This is a genomic window from Pseudomonas sp. P42 (assembly GCF_017973755.1).
Taxonomy (GTDB): domain Bacteria; phylum Pseudomonadota; class Gammaproteobacteria; order Pseudomonadales; family Pseudomonadaceae; genus Aquipseudomonas; species Aquipseudomonas iridis.
Genome location: NZ_JACOPU010000002.1, coordinates 344,818 through 368,486 on the forward strand (window position 1 = coordinate 344,818; position 23,669 = coordinate 368,486).

At 60.2% G+C, this 23,669-nt stretch carries 20 protein-coding genes and 1 pseudogene; 5 read left to right on the forward strand and 16 right to left on the reverse strand.

Going from position 1 to position 23,669, the window contains the following annotated elements:
- Window positions 1-309: 309 nt before the first annotated feature.
- The 8 genes and pseudogenes from H8B20_RS06480 to H8B20_RS06505 form a co-directional block, all read right to left on the reverse strand.
- The gene (locus H8B20_RS06480; RefSeq protein WP_042560683.1) at window positions 310-1,629 is read right to left on the reverse strand and encodes an MFS transporter; all 1,320 of its coding nucleotides are present in this window, start codon (window positions 1,627-1,629) and stop codon (window positions 310-312) included.
- 396 nt (window positions 1,630-2,025) lie between these two features.
- A complete protein-coding gene (locus H8B20_RS06485; RefSeq protein WP_210622670.1) occupies window positions 2,026-3,354 on the reverse strand; it encodes a sigma-54-dependent transcriptional regulator in 1,329 nt (442 codons plus the stop codon).
- Window positions 3,354-5,114 (reverse strand): ATP-binding protein, encoded by a 1,761-nt coding sequence (locus H8B20_RS06490; RefSeq protein WP_210622671.1) that lies wholly within the window; start codon window positions 5,112-5,114, stop codon window positions 3,354-3,356. The genes H8B20_RS06485 and H8B20_RS06490 overlap by 1 nt, the downstream gene beginning before the upstream one ends.
- An 86-nt stretch (window positions 5,115-5,200) precedes the next feature.
- The gene (locus tag H8B20_RS27770) at window positions 5,201-5,734 is read right to left on the reverse strand and encodes a hypothetical protein (RefSeq protein ID WP_228732676.1); all 534 of its coding nucleotides are present in this window, start codon (window positions 5,732-5,734) and stop codon (window positions 5,201-5,203) included.
- A gap of 225 nt (window positions 5,735-5,959) precedes the next feature.
- Window positions 5,960-6,295, reverse strand: a pseudogene (locus H8B20_RS27775) (RHS repeat-associated core domain-containing protein); the annotation flags it as partial.
- 6 nt (window positions 6,296-6,301) lie between these two features.
- Window positions 6,302-7,339 (reverse strand): SpvB/TcaC N-terminal domain-containing protein, encoded by a 1,038-nt coding sequence (locus H8B20_RS06500; protein WP_342345706.1) that lies wholly within the window; start codon window positions 7,337-7,339, stop codon window positions 6,302-6,304.
- Entirely contained in the window at window positions 7,245-7,445 is a 201-nt protein-coding gene (locus H8B20_RS28210) for a SpvB/TcaC N-terminal domain-containing protein (RefSeq protein WP_228732657.1), read from the reverse strand. Before H8B20_RS28210 ends, H8B20_RS06500 begins: the two co-directional genes overlap by 95 nt.
- A 459-nt stretch (window positions 7,446-7,904) precedes the next feature.
- Window positions 7,905-9,428, reverse strand: a complete 1,524-nt coding sequence (locus tag H8B20_RS06505) for a fumarate hydratase (protein WP_042560679.1) — start codon at window positions 9,426-9,428, stop codon at window positions 7,905-7,907.
- A 592-nt stretch (window positions 9,429-10,020) separates the two neighbouring features.
- On the opposite strand from H8B20_RS06505, the gene H8B20_RS06510 reads away from it, so the two are divergent.
- The 3 genes from H8B20_RS06510 to H8B20_RS06520 are packed head-to-tail and all read left to right on the forward strand — an operon-like array spanning window position 10,021 to window position 12,832.
- Window positions 10,021-11,127 carry a GGDEF domain-containing protein gene (locus tag H8B20_RS06510; protein WP_210622672.1) on the forward strand — a complete coding sequence of 369 codons (1,107 nt, stop codon included), beginning with the start codon at window positions 10,021-10,023 and terminating at the stop codon, window positions 11,125-11,127.
- Complete coding sequence (locus H8B20_RS06515) at window positions 11,120-12,055, forward strand: iron-sulfur-binding ferredoxin reductase (RefSeq protein WP_200612354.1); 936 nt, start codon at window positions 11,120-11,122, stop codon at window positions 12,053-12,055. Before H8B20_RS06510 ends, H8B20_RS06515 begins: the two co-directional genes overlap by 8 nt.
- Window positions 12,056-12,082: 27 nt before the next feature.
- Window positions 12,083-12,832, forward strand: a complete 750-nt coding sequence (locus H8B20_RS06520; protein WP_210622673.1) for an enoyl-CoA hydratase-related protein — start codon at window positions 12,083-12,085, stop codon at window positions 12,830-12,832.
- A gap of 86 nt (window positions 12,833-12,918) precedes the next feature.
- Here H8B20_RS06520 and pyk read toward each other — a convergent pair whose 3' ends face one another.
- On the reverse strand, window positions 12,919-14,370 hold the full coding sequence (pyk, locus tag H8B20_RS06525) for a pyruvate kinase (protein WP_210622674.1): 1,452 nt from the start codon (window positions 14,368-14,370) through the stop codon (window positions 12,919-12,921).
- 172 nt (window positions 14,371-14,542) lie between these two features.
- Here pyk and H8B20_RS06530 point away from each other — a divergent pair, with 172 nt between their 5' ends.
- Complete coding sequence (locus H8B20_RS06530; RefSeq protein WP_042560673.1) at window positions 14,543-14,929, forward strand: tetratricopeptide repeat protein; 387 nt, start codon at window positions 14,543-14,545, stop codon at window positions 14,927-14,929.
- A 240-nt stretch (window positions 14,930-15,169) separates the two neighbouring features.
- Entirely contained in the window at window positions 15,170-15,529 is a 360-nt protein-coding gene (locus H8B20_RS06535) for a PilZ domain-containing protein (RefSeq protein WP_042562190.1), read from the forward strand.
- 91 nt (window positions 15,530-15,620) lie between these two features.
- Here the strand turns inward: H8B20_RS06535 and H8B20_RS06540 are convergent, their stop codons facing one another.
- The 7 genes from H8B20_RS06540 to H8B20_RS06570 all read right to left on the reverse strand — a co-directional run bounded on the left by H8B20_RS06540 (window position 15,621) and on the right by H8B20_RS06570 (window position 23,502).
- The gene (locus H8B20_RS06540) at window positions 15,621-15,998 is read right to left on the reverse strand and encodes a DUF6124 family protein (protein WP_047302805.1); all 378 of its coding nucleotides are present in this window, start codon (window positions 15,996-15,998) and stop codon (window positions 15,621-15,623) included.
- 796 nt (window positions 15,999-16,794) lie between these two features.
- A complete protein-coding gene (locus H8B20_RS06545; protein WP_210622675.1) occupies window positions 16,795-18,126 on the reverse strand; it encodes a DUF58 domain-containing protein in 1,332 nt (443 codons plus the stop codon).
- Window positions 18,123-19,124: an AAA family ATPase gene (locus H8B20_RS06550; protein WP_210622676.1), complete on the reverse strand. Its 1,002-nt coding sequence runs from the start codon at window positions 19,122-19,124 to the stop codon at window positions 18,123-18,125. The genes H8B20_RS06545 and H8B20_RS06550 overlap by 4 nt, the downstream gene beginning before the upstream one ends.
- A complete protein-coding gene (locus H8B20_RS06555; protein ID WP_210622677.1) occupies window positions 19,121-20,284 on the reverse strand; it encodes a DUF4350 domain-containing protein in 1,164 nt (387 codons plus the stop codon). Before H8B20_RS06555 ends, H8B20_RS06550 begins: the two co-directional genes overlap by 4 nt.
- Window positions 20,281-21,828, reverse strand: a complete 1,548-nt coding sequence (locus tag H8B20_RS06560; RefSeq protein WP_210622678.1) for a DUF4129 domain-containing protein — start codon at window positions 21,826-21,828, stop codon at window positions 20,281-20,283. Before H8B20_RS06560 ends, H8B20_RS06555 begins: the two co-directional genes overlap by 4 nt.
- Window positions 21,815-22,792: a stage II sporulation protein M gene (locus tag H8B20_RS06565; protein WP_047302793.1), complete on the reverse strand. Its 978-nt coding sequence runs from the start codon at window positions 22,790-22,792 to the stop codon at window positions 21,815-21,817. Before H8B20_RS06565 ends, H8B20_RS06560 begins: the two co-directional genes overlap by 14 nt.
- Complete coding sequence (locus H8B20_RS06570) at window positions 22,789-23,502, reverse strand: RDD family protein (RefSeq protein WP_210622679.1); 714 nt, start codon at window positions 23,500-23,502, stop codon at window positions 22,789-22,791. The genes H8B20_RS06565 and H8B20_RS06570 overlap by 4 nt, the downstream gene beginning before the upstream one ends.
- Window positions 23,503-23,669 lie beyond the last annotated feature (167 nt).

Sequence of the window (23,669 nt, forward strand, 5' to 3'; positions counted from 1 at the left end):
TTGGTTACTCCAGATTCGTTGGCGGGTGTGTCTTGCATGGGTTTCATGCTACGCCAACTAAATTGATTAAAAAGCGCAAAATAATGCTAAAAACTATCGATTAACTTGATATTAAGGGCGGCGCATTTAATGGCTTCCATCATCAGGAGCGAACGTCGCGCAGGTAATCGATCAGGTAGGCACAGGATGCCGAGGCAGAATTAACCGGTGATTAATCGCCGGAAACAAAAAATCGCAGCCTCCGACAACTCCTGTAGGAGCTGCCGAAGGCTGCGATCTTTTGATCTTGCGTGACGTTCAGTCAGTCAATCAGTCAGTGACGATCCGCGAATGCTTCTGGGTGTCCTTCATGGTGATGTACACCAGCAACGACACAGCGATGCACGCCGTCACATACCAGTAGTAACCGGTTTCCATGCCGATGCTCTTGAACCACAGCGCGATGTATTCGGCGGTGCCGCCGAAGATCGACACGGTCAGTGCGTAGGGCAGGCCGACGCCCAGGGCGCGGATTTCAGTCGGGAACAGCTCGGCTTTGACCACCGCGTTGATCGAGGTGTACCCGCTGACGATGATCAGCGCCGCCATGATCAGGAAGAACGCGCCCCACCAGCTCTGGATGGTGTGCAGAGTCATCAGGATCGGCACGGTGAAAATCGTGCCCAGCACACCGAAGGCGATCAGGATCGGACGACGACCGATCTTGTCCGACAGGCCACCGATGATCGGTTGCAGGCACATGAACAAAAACAGCGTGGCGGCAGAAATGGTTGTCGAATCGGAGATGCTCATCCCGACGGTGTTCACCAGGTACTTCTGCATGTAGGTGGTGTAGGTGTAGAACGCCAGCGTACCGCCCATGGTCAGGCCAACCACGGTGGCCAGTTCCTTGGGGTGACGCATCAAGGTGCGCATTGCGCTTTCCTTGGACTTCTCTTTCTTGGTGAACGACTCGGTTTCTTCCATGCCGCGACGCAGGTACAGCGCGACCACTGCACACAGCGCGCCGATGGCAAACGGAATGCGCCAGCCCCACGCGTACAACTGCTCGGTGGTGAGTGTCTGTTGCAGCACGATCAATACGCCGAGGGCGATGAGCTGGCCGGAAATCAGGGTCACGTACTGGAAGCTGGAGAAGAAGCCGCGACGGTCCTTGGTCGCCATTTCCGACAGGTACGTTGCGGAGGTGCCGTACTCGCCGCCGACCGACAGGCCTTGCAACAGACGGGCGAAGATCAGCAGGATCGGTGCGCCGATGCCGATGGTGGCGTAGTTGGGGCTCAACGCGATGATCAGCGAGCCGAAGCACATCAGGTACACCGAGGCCATCAACGCTTTCTTGCGCCCTACTTTGTCAGCGTACAGGCCCATCAGCCAGCCACCGATCGGGCGCATCAGGAAGCCCACGGCGAAGATCGCAGCGGTGTTCATCAATTGTGCGGTGGAGGAGCCAGCAGGGAAAAAGCTCTTGGCGAAATACAGCGAGAAGGCGGCATAGACGTACCAGTCGTACCACTCGACCATGTTGCCAACGGAACCGCTGAAGATCGATTTGATCCGGCTGGCGGTGGTTCTTTCTTTGGCCGGCGCGGCAGCCGACCCAAGTGGCAGGGCGTTGGAGTTATCCATTGAAGGATCCTTCGTTTAATTGTTTTTGTGGAGCGCGTTAAAACGCAGCCTGCGGGGGCTATAGCAGGAGCTGTGCCAACGGGGAGAGGGGCGGTTTAGAAGGGCTGGCGGGATTGATTGAGCGGATTGTTGCTTATGGTGTGGAGCGCTTGAGCGGATTTCCGCTTACTGCAGCGAAGATCACAAGCCCCTCACCCTAACCCTCCCTAAACGTCGGACCGCCCAGAGGGAGAGGGGACTGACCGAGGTGTTTGTGCGACCAGCGCCGACCTGAAATTTCGAAGGTGAATGCAGATTCCCAATCAACACAAATCGGCTAACTTTCGCCCTCTCCCATTGGGAGAGGGCTGGGGTGAGGGGCCGGGTTTCAGCCACACCGAAAATCCCGGGCCGCATTCACTCCAGCAAAAACATCTCCCGGCTCAACCCATGTCGCTGCATCTTTTCATTGAAAGTGCGCCGCGGCAGTTGCAGCTCTTCAAGCACCGCTTTCACATCACCCTTGTGCCGCGTCAGTGCCGCGCGCAAGCACTGCGCCTCGAAAGCTTCCTGCTGCGCCGCCAGCGACTGCCCCGGATCAATTCCCGGTGCCGGTTCATCCAGGCCCAGCACCTGTCGTTCGGCGACGTTCGCCAGTTCGCGCACATTGCCCGGCCAGTCATGGCAGAGCAGATGACTCAACTGTGCAGCCGTCAACGGTGGGAAGCTGCGGCCCAGGCGCTGCGCCGCACTTTGGGCGAATGATTCGAACAGCAACGGAATGTCTTCGCGGCGTTCGCGCAGCGGCGGCAAACGCAGCTCGGCAACGTTGAGGCGATACGCGAGGTCTTCGCGGAAACGCCCGGCACGCGCCTCGTCGAGCAAGTCGGGTTTGGTCGCCGCGACAATCCGCAAATCCACGCGAATGCTCTGGTTCGACCCCAGTCGCTCAAGCTTCTGCTCTTGCAATACCCGCAACAATTTCACTTGCTGGGCCAGCGGCATACTTTCGATTTCATCGAGAAACAGCGTGCCGCCGTCGGCGTATTCCAGCTTGCCGATGCGCTTGCCGGAGGCACCGGTAAACGCGCCGCTCTCATGGCCGAACAGTTCGGCTTCGAACAGCTGTTCAGGGATCGCCGCGCAGTTGAGTGCCACGAACGGTTTGTCCGCCCGGAGGCCGAAGTCATGCAGGCAACGCGCAACCAGTTCCTTGCCGCTGCCGGTCTCGCCCCGGATCAACACATTGACCGGCAACGCTGCCAGATCCAATACCTGCCGGCGCAACGTCTGCAAGCCACGGGACACGCCGAGCAACGTCGAATCGAGTTTGGCGCGGTTGTCGGCCTGCTCGTGCAGGGCGCGGTTTTCCAGGACCAGTCGGCGTTTCTCCAGCGCCCGGCGCAGGCTGCCTAGCAAGGTCTCCGGGCTGAACGGTTTTTCCAGAAAGTCGTAGGCACCGTCGCGCATCGCTTCGACCGCCATCGGCACATCGCCATGACCGGTGAGCAGAATCACCGGCAGATCGGCGTCGCGGCGCTGCACCTCGGCCAGCAGTTCCAGGCCACTAAGGCCAGGCATGCGCACGTCGCTGAGGATCACCCCGGGAAAGTGCGCGGGCAGGGCGGCGAGGCATTCTTCGGCGCGGCTGAACAGTTGCACCTTGAATCCCGACAGGCTCAGCCACTGTTCGACGGCACTGCGAATGCTGCTTTCGTCATCGACCACCATCACCGAGTTGAGCATCAGTTGTGTGCCTCCAGATCAATCGGCAAAGTCAGGATGAACGTCGCACCGCTGTCGCCATTCTCGACGCTCAGACGACCGCCGGATTCGTGCACGATGGCAAAGGATACCGCCAGCCCCAGGCCGAGGCCGTCCCCTACAGGTTTAGTGGTGAAGAACGGGTCGAACACCTGGCCCAGATGTTCTTCGGCAATGCCGCCGCCATTATCGCTGACGCTCAGACGCCACAATTGCTCGTCGGCTTGCAGACGAATTTCCAGGCGCTTGCACGGTTTGCCCTGCATGGCATCGAGGGCGTTGCGCAGCAGATTGATCAACACCTGTTCGAGACGGATCGCATCACCGCGCACCCACGCCGGGCGGGTCAGGTGCAGCACCAGGCTGACCTGTTCGTCACGCAGGCGCGCGTCGAGCAATTGCAGGGATTGATCGACCACCGTCGCCAGATCCAGACGCTCGCGCAAACCACCGGGGCTCTTGCGTGCGAAGGTTTTCAGGTGACCGGTGAGGGCGGCCATGCGCGTGAGCATCTCGTCCACCGGTTTCAGGGCCTTGTAGGCGTCATCGACGCGGCCATGGTCGAGCAGCAGGCGCAAAGTCGCCAGTTGCATGCGCTGAGCGGTCAGCGGCTGGTTGATTTCATGGGCCAGGGCGGCGGACATCTGGCCGAGAGCGGCGAGTTTTGCTGACTGCACCAGGCCTTCTTGCGCAGTGCGCAGTTCGCGGGTGCGTTCTTCGACCAGTTGCTCGAGTTCTTCGCGGTTGCGTTGACGGACCTTCGACAGGCGCCAGCGCTGATTGAGGAACAGCAACAAAAACACCAGCGCCAGCCATACGCCAGCGGCAGCGAGCCCGGCGTTGCGCAGGTCTTCGAAAGCCACTTGCGGGCGGCGCAGCAGATGCAGGGTCCAGCCTTTGGTGGTCAGTGGCAGCGACTCCCACAGATAGTCCGCCGTCCCTTGCGGGCCTTCGACGCGGCGCAGATCGCTGTTGTCATCGAAACGGCGCAGCGACAGATGAGTCAGTGGCGTCAGCGACTGTTTGTCGTACTGACGCGTTGTCTTGATTTCGGCCTGATCGCTGACACTCAAGGGGCGCAACGAGCGATAGCGCCAGCCAGGCTGGTTGGCGATAAAAATGATTCCGCGCGCATCGCTGACCAGCAAGGTGTCGTTGCCCTGGCTCCATTCCCGCTCAAGTTCGGGAAACTCCAGTTTGACCACCATCGCCCCGAGGAACTGGTCGTTGTCGCCCAGCACCGCACTGGAGAGAAAGTAACCGGGAATTCCGCTGGTCACGCCCACCGCGTAAAAACGCCCGGTGCCCTGGGTGCGGGTCTGGCTGAAGTACGGTCGAAAGCCATAATTGTGGCCGACATAGCTGCTGGGCAGACGCCAGTTGCTGGCGGCGACGGCGAGGCCGGTGTGATCGAGCAGTTCAAGGGTCGAGGACTGCGCCGCGCCGTTGATCTTTTCCAGTTTCAGATTCAGTGCCGTTTGTAACTCGGCATCAACGGGGCCGGCCAGTGCCGAGCGCAATTGCGGGTCCAGGGCCAGGACGGCGGGGAGGGCGCGATAGCGGTCGATCAGGGTGTGCAGCGAATTGGCATAGAGCGCCAGTTGCTGGTTGGCCCGGGCCGCGTCTTCTTCCAGCGCCTGACGTTCGGCGTGGCGGATGGCAAGCGTTGCGGCAAGCGCCGCACCGGCGATGATCAGCAGGGTATACAACGACAGACGCAGGGTACGGGAAGTCGGCGGCATACGGGGGCGAGCAAGGTAGGAGTCGGGCGGGCACCATAGCATGGCGCCAGTCGCAAGAAACAAGATCACTGAAACTTCTGTAGCCCTCAGCGCTTGGCTGATTTGCGCGCTTTCATCGGGACGCGCAAACGTACTTGTCGATCAACGGCTACAGTTTGCGTGGACACGTCGACAGCGCTGTCCAGAGGTCGTAATCGGCCTGTTTTTTCCAGCTGATTCATGGAGTCCCAGGTAATCCCCGTCAGCTCTTCAACTTCCAGCACCTGATCACGCAGTGCGTTTTGCGCCTTCCTGAATACCTGGTCCATCACGCCGTGTTCGGCAATCAGACTGTCGATCCTGTCGATCATTTTGTCTGCCTTGGCGGTCTTTGCTCTTATATTTTGGGTGTCTCTCAAGTCGTCGACATAACCTCCCACTATCGGTCCCATCACCACTCCTGCCAACGTGGCGGCAAGGGTGGCAGCGACGTTGATTTGATTGAACAGTCGGTTGGCATCCTGAGTGACTTCTGCAGGCGGCAAGCCGCCACCGGTTGCCGGATCCCAGCTTCCGGGAGGGGACCAGCCTGGATTAAAGAGTGTGGAATGCACGACGACCTGCCCAACACTGGCAACCATTGCTGTAACCATGGCTCCAGTGGCCGGCGATGATCCACCGGGTGGAAGCAGTGCCAGACCTACTCTCGAATTAGCGGCGTTGCGGGCGGTGTCCCGGGCCCTCAGTTTCCAGGGTTTACTGGGTTCAGGTGGCGGCAGTGGAGGCGGATTGTCGCGAGGATTACTCACTGATTCCGGGGGCGTCGAGGGATCAGGAGTTATTGTAAGGATCACTGTTTGCGCCGCTGTCCTCGTCGTCCCTTGCCTATCGATAAAGTTGATCGGGTCGTTCCCCTTCATGCAGTAAAGGTTCAGGCCGTCTATCGAGCCTGACGGATCGGGATTTATCCAGCGTTGTAACCAGGGCGCTTAATACCGTTCACCGTAGTAATACAAACCGCTGATATCCATTTCCTTACCGCTATAACGCGCGAACTTGTAGCTGACCTCAATCGCCGATTTCGCGGCCAGCCACGCGGTGGCGCCAAACGGGTAGTGGCCTTCGTGGCTGATGGTTTTTGCGCGCTCATCGAGTTCCATCACGGAGGAGCCCAAATGGTCGACAAGGCTATAGCGCAGTTGAATGCGCTACCCTACCTCTTCTGCCGGGGCGAAACCCTGTTCGCGTCGGTTGGCGTAAAGCCGCACCGATTTCGGCCCGATCATGGCAATCGAATTCAGACCATCACCACTCAGGTCGCCCAAGGTCGACAGCGTGTGGAAAAACTCCAGCGGGAAGGCATTGAGGGTGAGGTAGTTGGCGAATTTACCCGTCGCTTCAAGCATGCGGAACCCGGCGCCTCCGGCCTCTGCACGCAGCGGCTCGCGGTAGTACCAGCATTTGTCGTAGCGGCATAAGAAGCCTGGCACGCCTTCGCCGTACAGGTCGACGCACTGATAAAACCGGCCATCCTCGATGCCCGGCTGATGGTCCGTCTCGAACAGGCGAGTGGGGGGCTGATTGATCTCGAAAGCGGAATACTCGAACTCGACCGCTGGTGTGTTTTCCACCGTGCCGCTGGCATCGAAGGCCTGATAGTGCGCGGCGCTGATCTGGCTGAGCGGCCAGTGCGGCGTAGCATCACTGTGTTCCAGCAACAGACGCCGCACCAGCACCGGTTGATCCCCTTGGCTGGGCGGGAAGTGATGAAACATCAGCATTTGCCGACAGAGGCGGCGGGTCCTGACTTCAAAGCCTCGGCCGTAGGTCGAGAAGGGATCTGCCCGCCCGGGCCAGGGCTGCAGCGTTGCGCCGTCGTAGGCCGGAACCTCGATCAGCGAAGTGGTTCGCTCACCGTAGTCGCACAGCAACTGGAAATGCCAATCCAGATCGGCCAGGTTGTCCACCGTCCAGGCGTATAAGTCTTTGCTGGCGGTGAAATTGCCGTAGCACACCCGTTCGAGATAGCGCTGGATGCCGTAATCGATGACCGAGTCGGGGCTCTGGTCGTCAGCCTTGTAGACATAGGCGATGTGTTCGCCGTGTGGGTTCATACTCTCGCAGAGCAACCAGGCGCTAATGCGCAGCGGGTTATCCGGATCGGCACTGGCACGGCGTGATGCCGGGGTTTTGCCGTAGATGAGCAGCGAACCGTCGCTGCCATGCACCAGCCAGAAGGGCGCCACCCTTGTCGGTGCGCCGGCTTATCTGACTCACGCCCAGGCTCCATCCGAACCCGAAGGGTCCATTCCCGTCCTGGCTGCTGTAACGGAAGGACATCTGGGGGGGCATAGCCACGCCCGGCGGAAAGCGGAATTGGCAGCTCGAACGATGCGGCTCCGGTCTGACCGACGCTGCCCCATCTCTTGCCAAGGGTGGCGATTGTCGAGCTTTTGGCGATGGAAGGCGTAACGATGCTGAGCTCTTGGTCGGCCATGATTGCGTCCGGTGCAGTTGCAGTGGCGTAGGTGAATCGCCGCTACCAACAATGGCACGTGGCGTAACCTGTCAGATGTGACAGGTGCACAAGATCGTTTTGTGTGCTTTTCATCGGTTTTTATCGCGATACCACATTCGCAACGTGTAGGAGCTGCCGAAGGCTGCGATCTTTTGACCTGATTTTTTTCAGGCAAGATCAAAAGATCGCAGCCTTCGGCAGCTCCTACAGGGGGGAGGCGGATACAGGCGCGGACACAAAAAAGGCCGGCCCGTCGTATGACGGGCCGGCCTCTCTTTATAGCGGTAAAGCGCTTACTGCACTTCTACTGCCAGGCTCTCGCTGATCTTCTTTTGCCAGATCGCAGGACCGGTGATGTGTACCGATTCACCTTGGCTGTCCACCGCAACGGTGACAGGCATGTCCTTGACCTCGAACTCGTAGATCGCTTCCATGCCCAGCTCGGCGAACGCCAGTACCTTGGATTTCTTGATCGCCTGGGCGACCAGGTAAGCGGCGCCGCCGACAGCCATCAGGTACACGGCTTTGTTGTCCTTGATCGCTTCGATCGCGGTCGGACCACGCTCGGATTTGCCGATCATGCCCAACAGGCCGGTCTGCTCAAGGATCTGACGGGTGAACTTGTCCATCCGCGTTGCAGTGGTCGGGCCAGCCGGGCCAACCACTTCGTCACCGACCGGATCAACCGGGCCGACGTAGTAGATGAAACGACCTTTGAGGTCTACCGGCAGGGTTTCGCCCTTGTTCAGCATCTCGACCATGCGCTTGTGCGCAGCATCGCGACCGGTGAGCATCTTGCCGTTGAGCAGGACGGTTTCGCCCGGCTTCCAGCTCTGCACGTCTTCCGGGGTCAGTGTGTCGAGGTTGACGCGGCGAGCCGAAGGACCGGCTTCCCAGACGATTTCCGGGTAGGCGTCCAGCGGTGGCGCTTCCAGCGAGGCCGGGCCGGAACCGTCGAGCACGAAATGCGCGTGACGGGTGGCGGCGCAGTTCGGGATCATGCACACCGGCAGCGAGGCGGCGTGGGTCGGGTAGTCCATGATCTTCACGTCGAGCACGGTGGTCAGGCCACCAAGGCCCTGGGCGCCGATGCCCAACTGGTTGACCTTCTCGAACAGCTCCAGGCGCATTTCTTCAATGCGGTTGGACGGGCCACGCTTGATCAGCTCGTGAATGTCGATGGACTCCATCAACACTTCCTTGGCCATCACCGCCGCTTTCTCGGCGGTGCCGCCGATACCGATGCCCAGCATGCCCGGTGGGCACCAGCCGGCGCCCATGGTCGGAACGGTCTTCAGTACCCAGTCAACGATCGAATCGGACGGGTTGAGCATGGCCATTTTCGACTTGTTCTCGGAACCGCCACCCTTGGCTGCCACGTCCACTTCCACGGTGTTACCCGGGACGATGGAGTAGTGAATGACGGCCGGGGTGTTGTCCTTGGTGTTTCTGCGAGCGCCCGCCGGGTCGGCGAGGATCGAGGCACGCAGAACGTTTTCCGGCAGATTGTAAGCCTGGCGCACGCCTTGGTTGATCATGTCGTCCAGGCTCATGGTGGCGCCATCCCAGCGCACGTCCATGCCTACACGCACAAACACGGTGACGATACCGGTGTCCTGGCAGATCGGGCGGTGGCCAGTGGCGCACATGCGCGAGTTGATCAGGATCTGCGCCATCGAATCACGGGCCGCTGGCGATTCTTCGCGCAGGTAGGCTTCGTGCATCGCCTGGATGAAATCCACCGGGTGGTAATAGGAAATGAACTGCAGGGCGTCGGCAACGCTCTGAATCAGGTCGTCTTGCTTGATCACGGTCATGAGTCGCGCTCCTCTAAAAGACGGGAACATTCTATGGGGCAGCTACAAGCCTCAGGTTTCAAGCTGCAAGTTCAAAGCAGTACGCGGACTGCTTCAGCTTGCGGCTTGGAGCTTGCAACTTGAAGCTGGCCCTTCGGGCCGGGCACGCCGGGGCTGCTGGCGCGACGCTAAAAAGGCGCGGCAGTATACCGCGCCTCGGTGGGGCATACACGCGCCGGCAGTCATTCGTTGGTCGCATGTGTTGGCGAGTTGATGGGGATTGCATTTGCAACTTGAAATTCCTTCCCCCCTCACCCCAACCCTCTCTCCCAAGAGGGCAATGGGGAAGGGCGCTGATCCTGGTGTTGTTTGAAGCTGGGTTCGGCTCGGCATCTCAGGTCGGTGCAGCTTGTGAAAACAACGCGGTCAGTTCCTTCTCCCTCTGGGAGAGGGCTAGGGTGAGGGGCTTGTGGCGATACATGCGGGCCACACTTTTGACGTCAAATTTCGGGCCCGAAAATCGGTGGTCATTTATCGACTACGCCTCTAAAGTGGCAGCCGGTCTGTAGGGTAGGACACTCGGTCAGCCTCCAATCGCACGGTGAGTCAACGATTGACCCATAACGCCATTCAACGTCTTTTGCTCAAACGCTTCGCCCTCGCTGCAGCCACCTATGGATTGGCTTTACTGCTGCTGTGGCTGGCGTTTTTCACCGGGCATTACGACCAGTCCTTGGGCACCATTGCCGTCGGCAGCGCGCTCGTAGTCATCAGTCAAGCCATCCTGTTCAGCCTGTTCTGGTCGGGTTGCAACCAGCGTTTTGACGATCCAAGCATGACCGAAACGCAAGTGTTGCTCGGACTCGGCTGGCAGACCTGGCTGATCGCTCATCTGGACGAAGCGCGGGGCGCCTTTCTGGTGTTCTACGTGCTGATCCTGCTGTTTGGACTGTTTCACCTTAGCCGGCGGGCGTTCATCCGCTGTGCGTTGCTGGTGTTCTTCAGTTTCTGTGCAATTACCCTGTGGGACGCTTACCACTTGCGCTTGCCGGAGCCTGCGCTCGCTGCATTGCAGGTGTGCATCCTGGCGATGGTGCTGGCGTGGCTGGTGCTTTACGCGCGATTTGTTCAGGTGTCGCGTCAACGCATGCGCCAGCGCCGGTTTGCCTTGCAAGCGCATCAGGACACCCTGCGCGGCATGATGCGTCAGCTCGAAGACCTTGTGGCCACCGACGAACTGACTGGCCTGTTCAACCGTCGGCACTTCCTGCGTCTGGCCTCGCGTGAACTGAATGCGATGGACAATGATGCCGTGCACGGTCTGGCGCTGATCGACCTCGACCACTTCAAACGCATCAACGACTTCCACGGCCACGCCGCTGGCGATCAGGTATTGCAGGCGTTTGCCGGTGTCGCCCAGGCGTGCCTGCGCGATGGCGACGTACTGGCGCGCTATGGGGGCGAGGAATTCGTCGTCTTGCTGCCCGACTGCGATGCCGAGCGTCTGACTGCCTGCTGTGAACGTCTGCGCATTGCATTCACCGATGTTGAACTGGTCGGCCTGAACGTGCGTAATCTTAGTCTGTCGGCTGGCATGACGCTGCTGGCCTTGGGTGATGACCTCGATGACGCCCTGCAACGCGCCGATCAGGCGCTTTATCGGGCCAAGCGTGACGGGCGCAATCGCTGTGCGGCCGCGTGGGAGAACGTTGATGCCTGAACTTCGCGTCGGTGACCGGCAATGGTCGGTGGCGGCGGGCGGCAATTTGCTCGACGCCCTTAATCAGAACGGTGTGGCCGTGCCCTACAGTTGTCGCGCCGGTAGTTGCCATGCGTGTCTGGTGCAGTGCGTGCAAGGCTTGCCGGCGGATAATCGGCCGGACGCCTTGAGCGCAGAGCAGCGTCAGCAGGGTTGGCGTCTGGCGTGCCAGTGTCAGGTAATCGAAGATTTGCAGGTGCACACGTTCGACCCGATCGAGGACGGCCACCCGGCCATCGTCGAAGCGCTGGACTGGCTCAGCGACAGCGTCCTGCGCTTGCGCCTGAGTGTGCAACGGCCGCTGCGCTACAGCGCCGGACAGCATCTGGTGCTGTGGATCAACCACATCGCGCGGCCCTACTCGCTGGCCAGCCTGCCGCAAGAAGACCGTTTTCTGGAATTCCACCTCGATTGTCGCCAACCCGGCGAATTCTGCGATGCGGCGCGACGCCTGCAAATCGGCGACCCGATCCGCCTCGGTGAGTTGCGCGGCGGTGCGTTGCATTACGACCCCGACTGGCACACCCGACCGTTGTGGCTGCTGGCTGCCGGTACGGGGCTTGGCCCGTTGTTTGGTGTGTTGCGCGAAGCCTTGCGCCAGGATCACCAGGGCGCCATCCGCGTCATTCACCTGGCCCATGACGCCAGCGAGCACTATCTGGCCAAACCCCTTGTTGCACTGGCTGCCCAGCGTGAAAACCTCACGATTGACCTGTGGACGGCGGCCGAGTCAGCCGCCGCTTTGGCGCAACTGCGCCTTGTTTCCCGGCAAACCCTGGCCTTAGTCTGCGGCTCAACAGCCAGCGTCGACGCCTTTGCCAAGCGTTTGTACCTGGCCGGACTGCCGCGTAATCAACTGCTGGCCGATGTATTTCTCAGCCGTGGTTGAGCGCTTGTTTTCGTAGCGAGACATGCCATGACCGAAACCATCCTGCTGGAACGCGAACGCGGTCTGCTGACCCTGCGCCTGAACCGTCCTGACAAGAAAAACGCCCTCACCCGTGCGATGTACAGTCGTCTCGCCGAGGCGTTGAAGCAGGCCGACAGTGACCCCGAAATCAACGCCGTGCTGATCACCGGCAGCGCCGAGTGCTTCACTGCCGGCAACGACATCGCTGACTTCATCCAGCAGCCGCCTGGCGACCTCGACAGTCCGGTCTTCCACTTCATGCTCAACCTGCTCGAATGCCGCAAACCGGTGATCGCTGCTGTGGCGGGGGCGGCGGTGGGGATTGGCACGACAATGTTGCTGCATTGCGATCTGGTTTACGTCAGCCGCGATGCGCGACTGCGCATGCCGTTCGTCAACCTTGGTTTATGCCCCGAGTTCGGTTCCAGCCTGATTTTGCCGCGCATGCTTGGGCACGCCAAAGCGTGCGAACTGCTGTTGCTCGGCGAAGGGTTCAGCGGTGAACAGGCCGCCGACTGGGGCATCGCGACAGAGGCGCTGGGCAGTGGCGAGGCTGCACTGACCAAGGCTCTGGAGATGGCGTTGCGCTTCGATGAGCTACCGTCGCAAGCCGTGCGCATCAGCAAGCAATTGATGAAAGCACCGGATCGCGAGTTGATCCGCAAAGTGATCGAGGAGGAGGGCGCCTTGTTCACCCAGCAGCTGCGTTCGCCGGAAGCGTTGGCAGCGTTGACCGGGTTTATCAAACGACACTGAAATTTCGCCACAACACCTGCTGGATCAGAATGTAAAAAGCCCCACCATTCACATGGCGGGGCTTTTGGTTTTCAGCGCCTGAGCACTCAGACCTGCGGGTCGCCCACGTGCAGGATCTTCATGCCGTTGGTGCCGCCGGTGGTGTGGTAGCTGTCGCCCTTGGTCAGGATGACCCAGTCGCCTTTTTCCACAACGCCGCGCTTGACCAGCTCGTCGATCGCCTTCTGGCTCACTTCGTGCGGCTCAAGCGAAGCTGGGTCGAACGGCACGGTGTACACGCCACGGAACATCGCTGCGCGCGCCTGAGTCTCGCGGTGCGGCGAGAACGCGTAGATCGGCACCGACGAACGGATGCGCGACATGATCAGCGGGGTGTAGCCACTTTCGGTCAGCGCGATGATCGCTTTGACGCCCGGGAAGTGGTTGGCGGTGTACATGGTCGCCAGCGCAATGCTCTCGTCGCAGCGGGTGAATTCCTTGCCGATGCGGTGGCTGGAGGTCTTGCCGGTCGGGTGCTTTTCAGCGCCGACGCAGATACGCGCCATTGCTTGCACAGCTTCCAGCGGATACAGACCGGCAGCCGATTCTGCGGACAACATCACGGCGTCGGTGTAGTCGAGCACGGCGTTGGCCACGTCGGACACTTCGGCACGGGTCGGCATCGGGTTCTGGATCATCGACTCCATCATCTGGGTCGCAACGATCACAGCCTTGTTGTGGCGGCGTGCGTGCAGAATGATTTTCTTCTGAATGCCTACCAGCTCGGCGTCGCCGATTTCCACACCCAAGTCACCACGGGCAACCATGACCGCGTCGGACGCCTGAATCAGACCGTCGAGGGTTTCGTCGTCGGCCACGGCTTCGGCGCGTTCGATCTTCGCCACCAGCCAGGCAGTGCCGCCGGCCTCGTCGCGCAGTTGACGGGCGTAGTTCATGTCGGCGGCGTCACGCGGGAAGGACACCGCGAGGTAGTCGACTTCCATTTCAGCGGCGAGCTTGATGTCGGCCTTGTCTTTTTCAGTCAGGGCCGGTGCGGTCAGGCCGCCACCGCGACGGTTGATGCCTTTGTGATCGGACAGCGGGCCGCCAATGGTCACGGTGCAGTGCAGTTCGGTGGCAGTCGCGGTATCAACGCGCATCACCACTCGGCCGTCGTCGAGCAGCAGCTCGTCGCCCACACCGCAGTCCTTGACCAGATCCGGGTAGTCGATACCGACCACTTGCTGGTTGCCTTCGGTCAACGGATGGCTGGTGGAGAAGGTGAACGTGTCACCGATCTTCAGCTCGATTTTTTTGTTGGCGAATTTGGCGATACGGATTTTCGGGCCTTGCAGGTCACCCAGCAGGGCAACGAAGCGGCCGTGCTTGGCAGCGAGGTCACGCACCAGCTTCGCGCGAGCCTTGTGCTCGTCGGGGGTGCCGTGGGAGAAGTTCAGACGGGCGACGTCCAGACCAGCCAGAATCAGCTGTTCGAGAACTTCCGGCGAGTTACTGGCCGGGCCAAGGGTAGCGACGATTTTGGTACGACGGACGGACATGCAAAGACTCCTGAGTTCAAGCGCAGGCAGAGGCTACTATGCTCCGAGGGTGTAGTCATTGTTCGTTTGCACTACTTATTGTTTTCTTTATTGAACCCGGCAACTTTGGGACAAACGCACCTGAAGATTTCCGACCATGGGTCGATACAGAGCTCAAGACAGGAGAACCCCCATGCGATTGTTGCCCATTGCCGCCCTTGCCCTCAGCGTCCTCGCCGTGACGGGCTGCACCCGTTGGTCGATGAACCATCATTTGAACAACGCCTACAGCGCCTATGACCGGGGCAATTGCGAGCAGGTGATGCTCGAGCTGTCCAAGGTCGAACGCGCCAGTCGTGCCCGCCCGTACGTGTGGCCGGAAGTGTCGATGATGCGCGGCCAGTGCCTGGAGCGACAAAAGATGTTTGTCGACGCGGCGCAGACCTATCAATTCATCATCGCTTCGTATCCAAACAGCGAATACGCCTACCGCGCCCGTGCGCGTCTGGAAACCCTGCAGAGCCTGGGCCACTACCCGACGCGCAGTGCGGCAGCCGTGGTGCGTCCAACGCGCTTTTGATGGCAGTTGTCATACAAAATCTGGCCGGTTGTACAGCCTGAGCTATAGTCGAATGATCCGGGTTTAGAGCCGAGTCTCTAATCCGGGGCAACACCTGCGACTGGTCAGTTGTAATGTGGCGGCGAGGTAGCGACCGTCACACCGGAAGCGGGGAGAGCGTGCCTGTGTCGTCTCTGTCGTAAAGCACGTTCCGAAGCAAAAGCGCGGCTCTGTGAAGGAGCCTTGCATGGCGAACTGCGCATGTTTACCGACCGCCGCATCGAACGGCATCAGCTGCCGTATTTCCTGAAAGTATTCAACAGCGTCACCGACAAACCCATCGGCTTTCTCGGCAATGTGTCCGCAGACGGGCTGATGTTGATCAGCCAGTTGCCGATGATGATCGGTGTGGATTTCAATCTGCGCCTGAAAATCCCCGGCGACGATGGCTGTCATCAGGTGATCGACTTCACCGCGTGTTGCCTGTGGTGCCACGAAGACGCGACGCCACTGCATTACGACGCCGGCTTCATCCTGCAACGACCGCCCCCGGAATACGGGCAACTGGTCGAGGCGTTGCGCCAGTACTTCAGTTTTCAGCCGTTGCCGGCCTCTGCCTGAACCTCAACAGCAAAAGATCGCAGCCTGCGGCAGCTCCTACAGGGGATTGATGTTCATCCAGGAGCTGCCACAGGCTGCGATCTTTTGATCTTCAGCCAGAAATACTGATAGCCCGCTCGTTATCCAGCGTCTTCTCCGCCAGCAACAAACCCATCTCGCTCAACTGATAAATCGCCATCGCCAGATGACGCGGTTTGTCTTCAAGGCTGTCTGCCAGATCGAGCAACAGAATGCTCACCGACGAAAACGTCTCGTACGTCTGAATGGCCACGGCTTCGGGATTGAGATCGGGGGCGATCATGAACATCTGCATGCCGCGATCCACGGAATTGCGCGAGGGCGGCGCTGCGGGTTTGAGGTAATGGTCGAGGGCTTTTTCGGCGGCTTCGTGAAGTTTTTTCGAATCGGCTGATTCGTAGGGGGAGACCGAGTCGCCGGTTTCGGGGGGATTTGGAGTGTCTTTGAACATGATCGCGTTTCCTTTAATAGGGCTGCCACCGTCTCGCGACTAAACGAGGGGGGTGGCGGCTGAACGCAGGTTAGTCGACCGGGAGAAACGCGAAAACCGGCGCGCCCGAGGGCGCCCTGCGCACAGCCACCATCGAGTGCGGGGATAGGGAATACCCGACTTGATGACGCTTATGCACCTTCGCGTTACTCCCGGGCGACTAAACCCGACCACTGATTGGTAGCGGCATGGATCAAGTTACGGGGCGTCAGCAAAGCGCACAAGCCGGCGGATTCTGAGGGATGTGTAGGCAAAGGCGCAAGGCAACGTAGCCGCGTGTTGGTAGCTGAAGGACGCGACCGGATTGCGTTGTGGGAATAATTACCGTTGGTGGGGACTGTCAGATTTTACAGGTGTCCAGAAATTGATTGCGCTGTAAATAAGTTTGATCGTTCGAACAACTACAAAAGGAACGCGGTCATGCCCTTGAACACCGTCCAGATCAAAGATCTCGCGGAAGGGCCTGGGTACATTGAGGCGCAGTGGAGTGGGAATACCCTGACAGTATTCTTGCTCCGACCAGAACAGATATCCACGGCGATGTACGGGTCCAATTCAGATTGGCAGGTATGCAACGTGGGGCGCTACAGGGCTCTGTAAAGGGTGGGTTGGCCTGATGGCAAGTTCGGTCGATTGAGTTTGTGCTGGTGCCGAATGTTGACTGACCTTATTGGGGGAAGTCATTCATCTGTTTAGTTAGTTTGCTTTGGCGTTTTACAAGGGAGTTATAAGCATGAGTACTAATGCGATGCCCCGCTTATAAATTACCCGCCTTCTTTAATGCCAGATACCGTGTCACCAATCCAACCCCTAGTTCAAAGGGGCGCGAATCCAAAAACCTGATTTCATGAGCACTCAATCGCTCATGCAGTTCTGCCCGTTCGTTCAAATAGCTCACGGTGCCGCAATAGGCTAATGCTTCGGGCAGGGTTTGCACTGGCGACTTACGCAATATGTCGAGTGTGTCCTCGCGCAGGCTCGCCACCAGCACTCGGTGTTGCTGGCTCAGACGCTTGACTGCATTTAGCAGTTCCTCATCGTCCTCATCGCGCAAATTGGTGACCAGCACCACCAGTGCCCGGCGTTTTTGTCGGGCCAGGAGTTGGTTGATGGCGGCTTGGTAATCGGCTGGGCGTTGCGTGCTGTCGAGGTCATAGACGCTATTGAGCAGTACGTTGAGTTGGCCGTTGCCTTTCACCGGCGCAACGTAGCGCGGTTGATCACTGGCAAAGGTGCTCAAGCCCACCGCATCGCCCTGGCGCAGGGCCACGTAACTGAGCAGCAGGCAGGCATTGAGCGCGTGATCGAAGTGCGACAGTTCATCGTCCTGACTGCGCATGCGTCGGCCACAGTCGAGCATGAAGATGATCTGCTGATCGCGTTCGTCCTGATATTCGCGGGCAATCGGTGTGCGTTGGCGGGCGGTGGCTTTCCAGTCGATCTGACGCAGACTGTCGCCCTCACGAAATTCACGCAACTGGTGAAACTCCAGCCCTTGGCCGCGACGTTGCCGTTGGCGCACGCCGAGCTGGCTGAGCCAGTTGTCTACCGCCAGTAATTGGCCGCCGTAGAGTCGCGCGAAATCCGGATAAACCCGGGTGTTGTCAATAACGCTGAGCAGGCGTTTGCCCGACCATAACCCCAGTGGACTCGGCAGGCTGATTTCGCACTGTTCGAAGCTGAAATGCCCGCGCTTGAGAGGGCGCAGGCGATAGCTGATCTGGCTGTGCTGACCCGGTTGCAGCGCAACATTCAACGGCAGGTTTTCGAAACTCAGGCCATCGGGCACATGGTCGAAAATCTGAATGTTCAATGGCTCGGCAAAATCGTGTTCAACCTTGAGCTGCACCTCACCCCAGCGTCCTAATGCGAGGCTGCCGGGCATCTGTCGTTTGATCTGCACGGTGGGTAAACGCTTGAGGCGCACCGCGTCGAGTGTCGCCAACGCCAACAGTGCCAGCAGCAGTCCCCAGTTGATCGACAGCAGACTGGCCGGGAGCTCGATTTGCAGTGCCTGCAAAGTGCCGAGCACGATGGCGATGGCCAGCAGCACGGCGACCCAGCTCAATAACAGTTTCGAGGGTTTCACAGACGCGGCGCCGGGACTTGGTCGAGCAGTTGCTGCAGCACCTGATCGACTTGCAGGCCTTCGATGTCCAGCTCCGGGGCAATGCGCACGCGATGGCGCAACACCGCCAGCGCGCAGCCCTTGATGTCATCCGGAATCACGAATTCACCGCCGCGCAACAAGGCTCTGGCGCGGGCACACCGCACCAGCGCAATCGTGGCGCGTGGCCCGGCGCCGAGGCTCAGGCCTGGCCAGGTGCGGGTGCTGCGCGCCAGGCGAACGGCGTAATCGAGCACCTGATCATCCAGCGGCAAATCGCTGGCGATGCGTTGCAGCGCCTGCACGTCCTTGGCTTGCAGCACGGTGCGCAACGGCTGCACATCAAGCATGTCGGCTCGGGTCGAGCGACTGACCTGACGCACCATGTTCAGTTCCTGTTCCGCGTCCGGGTAGTCCATGCGCACCTTGAGCATGAAGCGGTCGAGTTCGGCTTCGGGCAGTGGGTAGGTGCCTTCCTGTTCGATCGGGTTCTGCGTCGCCAGTACCATGAATGGCTGAGCGATCGGCAGGGCGCGTCCCTCCAGCGTGACCTGGCGCTCCTGCATCGCTTCGAGCAGCGCCGCCTGGGTTTTCGCCGGGGCGCGGTTGATCTCGTCGGCCAGCAGCAGATTGGTGAACAACGGGCCTTTGCGCAGCTTGAATTGCTCGGTGTGCAGGTCATACACGGCATGGCCGGTGACGTCGCTGGGCATCAGGTCGGGAGTGAATTGAATGCGTGCGAATTCGCCGCCAAAGCAACGCGCCAACGCCCGCACCAGCAAGGTCTTGCCCAGTCCGGGAACGCCTTCGAGCAGCACGTGGCCGCCAGCGATCAACGCCGTCAGGACGTCATCAATCACCGGATCCTGCCCGATGACCGCTTTGCGCAATTCGCTGCGCACCGCTTGCGCCAGTTGACTGGCGCGCTGGCGTTGCTGGGCGGCGTGGGTGGCGCTGCCGGGCTCGATCTGTTCAGTCATAGCGTGTTCCTCAAGGTTTGCAGGTGGGCGACCTGGCGGCAGAAATCGGCGCTGGACATCCGCCGGTTCGGCACCGGGCTCAAGGCCTGGCTGATGGCGCGGGTGGGTTGTCGGGTCAGACGCGACAACGCCAGCCATTGTTCGGCAACATTCAATTGATCAAAACCAGGATGGCGGCGGCGGGCGCGGCGCAACACGTCTTGTTGCAGTGCCTGCAACAGCGCTTGCTGACCGTTGTGCCGAAGCATGAAATCGGCACTGGCGCGCAAGTGTTCCTGCAACTGCCGGCGGCCATTTGGGGCTGGCGCCTGAAGTGGGCCATGGCGCACACCGGCCTGCCAGAGCCACAAACCGATCAGCGCAAGCAGGGCGACGATGGCTTGCGGAAAATAGCGCCAGAGCAGCGTCAGCAAGCCATCGTGTTCGGTGTTGTAGATCAGCGTGACGTCGGTGTCGGCACTCAGATACCAGAGCAGCCAGGCGTTGTCGTACTGGGCGATCGCCGTGGTTTTCCACAACTCGGCATCGGTGACCACTGTGATATAACCGAGGCTGTAGGCCAGTTGCATCATGTGTGTGGCCTTGGCGCTGTTGGCCCAGGCTTGCGCAAGATTCTTCGGGTCGTCGAGGTGGAAGTCGGTGTCGAACCCGGCGTAGGCCGGGGCGTCTTCGTCCTCCAGATACAACTTGGTCAATTTCGGGTACGGATCTTTTTCCTGATCGGAGGGCGAATCCTTCAGATCCTTGCTCAGGGATTGATGCAGTTGCACCCGATCAAGCAACAGGTCGTTGCTCTGTTTTGACTGTTCATCCCACAACGATTCGGCGACGAACACCAGCCGTCCGCCAGCCCGCGTCCAGTTCAATACCTGATCGACCTGACGCGGAGTCATCCGCGAGCGGTCGTTGAACAGCAGCAGAGTGTGCCCGTGCGGTTCGATATCCGGCAGCACAGCAAGGCTTTCGGCATGGCTGACGTTGATGCCGCGCTCACGCAAGAACATTTCCGCCGCCAGATAGGGATTGGCCTGTGCGGCGGGCGATGGGCCGTGATCGATCTGTTCCTGATAAGGCTTGGCCACAAGGTAGAGAAAAATGCCCAGCACACTCAGCAGCGCGACGAGCAATGCGCCGACCCACCAAAGCGTGCGCCGATTCAACGGGACGCTCCATGGCCGAATAACGCGCGCCAGCCATCGCACAATTCCTGTTGCAGGTGCACCGCCGGTACGCGATGTCCGTAGGCCATGTTCTGCCAATGGGCGGTCAGGGTGCGGCTGAAAGCGAGCAGCTCCGGACGCTGGAGTTGTTCGACTCGCGCCAGCACCTGATTTTCGGTGTCGGCGGCTTTCAGGGTCAGATCGAAGTCGTGGAGCAAGTGACTGAGCAGGCCCCGATAGAGCAGGCTCAGGGCCGCGCGTGGCTGACTCTGCCAGAGTTGTTCGGCGTGGGCGGCGATGTCGTCGGGTAAGGTGTCGCGGTTCAGATCCAGGCCGAAGGCTTGCTGCGGCAGGGGCCTTTTTGCCCGGACGCGCAGGGCCGGCCGGCGGCTGACGAACGCTTGCAGAAACTCGCGGTAACGCCAGATCAGCCAGCCCAGCGCAGCGATCAATGTGCCCCACAGCAATACTTCGATGATCGTGGCCAAGGCGTTGAAGTGCTGGCCATTCAGCCAACCCAGCAAGGTTTTGAGCCACTGCGGGGCTTCACCGGGTTGTTCTTCTTTGGCGGTGTTTGCCGGGTCATCGCCAAAGCGGTAACGGGTGACGGATTCCGGGTTCTTGAAGGGTGGTTGTTCGAGCAGTGCCTTGATGCTGTCGCGTGATGCCTGACTGGTCAGTGGCTGATTCAACAGACGTGGAGCGTCCGGTGCATCAACAGGCTCGGCAGCCCAGACCGGTTGCACAGGTGGCAGCAACAGACACACCGCCAGCAGCACGCCGAGCACGCTGCTGCTCAGCCGTTGGCGCAAGCGTCGGAACACCAGTTCAATGTCCCACGCTTCCAGTTGCGTGCGCCGGTTCAGATAAAGGCTGAACCCGCAGGCCACGTAGATCGGCTCCCACACCACCAGCACCAGCGCATAGAAGACATTGGTCAGGTGCTCCAGCCAGCGCCATTCGTGATCCGCCGCGAGAATCAACGACTGCCAGTCCCAATCGGTTTCAATCTGCTGCGGCAACAGCAGGTAGAACAGCACCAACAGGCCGATCCACAGCGCCGTTTCCAGATGCACGCCGATGATGGTCAGCCACTGCGCGGCGCCGGCGTTGCGTTGCAGCAGCACCTGTAGACGTTGTTGCCGTTCACTGCCGTCCAGGCCTTCGAGTTGCACCACGGGCATCAGGAAACTGCGGCTGAAACTCAGCCGTCGCCACGTCAGGCTCGCCAGCAATTGTGGCTTGAGCAGGCGCGGCCACTCGCGCAGGGCTTGCTTGAGCGTCGGGGTTTCGCCGAACAGGGCTTTGGACAGAATGTACAGCGGCAGGCGTTCGTAGGCCGGCTTCAGCCACCAGAAGATAAACACCGCCAGAGATGGCGAGTCCCACAACAATACGCTGAGCAAGGCGAACAGCGGCAGGGTGACGATTGCCCAACTGGTCATCAACAGGCGCCGGTGTTGCTGGCTCATGAGCACGCCCAGGTCCATGGCTTCCCATGTTGTGCGCGGGCGGATTACCACGGTGGCATCACTCAGGCGCATGACGGGTCCTTCCGGCGAACAGCAAATAGCTCGCGACCAATATCCACAGACCGGCGCCGACAAGGTATTTGGTGAGCGGCGCGACGCTGGTTTTCGACGACCAGTACGCTTCGATGAACGCTGCGATCAGCAAGAACAGCATGACCCCACAGATCAGCAGAACGCTCTTGCGGGCGGCGCCTTTCAACGCTTCTGTACGGGTCAGGCGCCCCGGTGCGATCAATGCCCAGCCCAGTTCGAGCCCCGCGGCGCCGGCCAGGGCGATGGCCGTCAGTTCGAAAGCGCCATGGGCGATAACGAATGACCAGAAGGTCTGGCCGAAACCGATTTCGCTCAGGTGCCCGGCCACGGCGCCGATGACCAGACCGTTGTAGAACAGGAAAAATGCGCTGCCCACGCCCATCAGCAACCCGCTGGCGAACGTCTGAAAGGCAATGCCGATGTTGTGCATCACGTAGTAACCGAACATCATCCAGTCTTCGCTGGCAGCCCGCTCGGCCGGGCGCCCGAGGTGGCCGGCCACCGGGTCGTACATGCTTTGCATTTCACGCACTTGATCGGCGGGGATGAGGTTGTAAACCAACTCGGGGAACATGTAGACCAGCACCGCGACACCGATCAGGCTGCCAAAAAATAGCAGGCCGGCGACCAGCACGAAGGGCCATTCGCTGCGCACCAGCCGGGGGAAACCGGCGAGGACGAAGCCGATCAGGTTGGCGCCCAGTCGACTGCGATGCCGGTACAGCTGTTGATGGCCACGAAGTACCTGCTGTTGCAGAGAGTCGATGAGGAAACTGCTGTAGCCGCGTTCCTGCGCCAGCGCCAGGTGTTGGCAAAGGCGTCGATAAGCCTTGGGAAAACCCGCCACTTGCGAGGTTTCCTTGCCCCGTTCGAGGCGTTCAAGGGCCAGCGCAAAACGCTCCCATTCGGCCTTGTGACGACTTTCGAAAAGACTTTGCTTCATGTCGGGCCCAACAAACCGCGCGCGATCCCGTTGAGTTCGGCGACGGCTTTGGGGGCGGAAATATGCAGCGGCTGGGCCAGCAAACCGGCCAGTTCATTGACCCGCGCGGATGACAGTTCACCTTGGCGTTCCGCAAACCCGAGCACAGCACGTTGCTCGCTCAGGGTGAGCGGCACGGGCGCACGGCGGGGTTCGGCGTCGGGTAATTGCGGGCGGGTCAGCGGGCGTTCGCTGTACACCACCAGCGTACCGGCGGCGATATCGCCCAGACGTTTGAAGGTCGGGTGTTGCAGGCTACTGATGGCGCCGAGGAAGTAGCCGAACGGCAGCAGGTCGACAAAACGCAGCAGGTTGCGCAGCAAGGAGGCCGACCAGCCTATGGGGGTGCCGTCGTCGTGCACCACCCGCAATCCCATCCATTGTTTACCCGGCGAGCGTCCCTGACGCAGCACTTCGAACAGCACCATGTACCACCAGCTGATCGCAAACAACAGCAGCGAGCCAAGGCCGATGCCGAGTCTGCCGAGCAACGCCAGCACAATAAACAGCACGCCCATGATCAAACCACGAATCCCCAGATCGATCGCGAAAGCGATGGCCCGCACCATCAACCCGGCAGGACGCAACGGCAAGTCGATACCCTCCGGCGTTTCGACCTGATGCCGCGTATCCAGCGGTGCTTTCCTTGGCGGTGCTGTGGGTTCGAGCATGGGCTACCTGATGTTCGCCTGTTCGGGATGCAAGTGGGGTCGATGCTAGCAGCCTCTCGGGGGAAAACGACATAACTATGTATTGCACATCGTGTGTCGCCCGGTGGTTGAATGACGCGAGGCTGGCCGCGACCGCGGTTGAGCGCCTAGACTTCGCCGATCTTCAG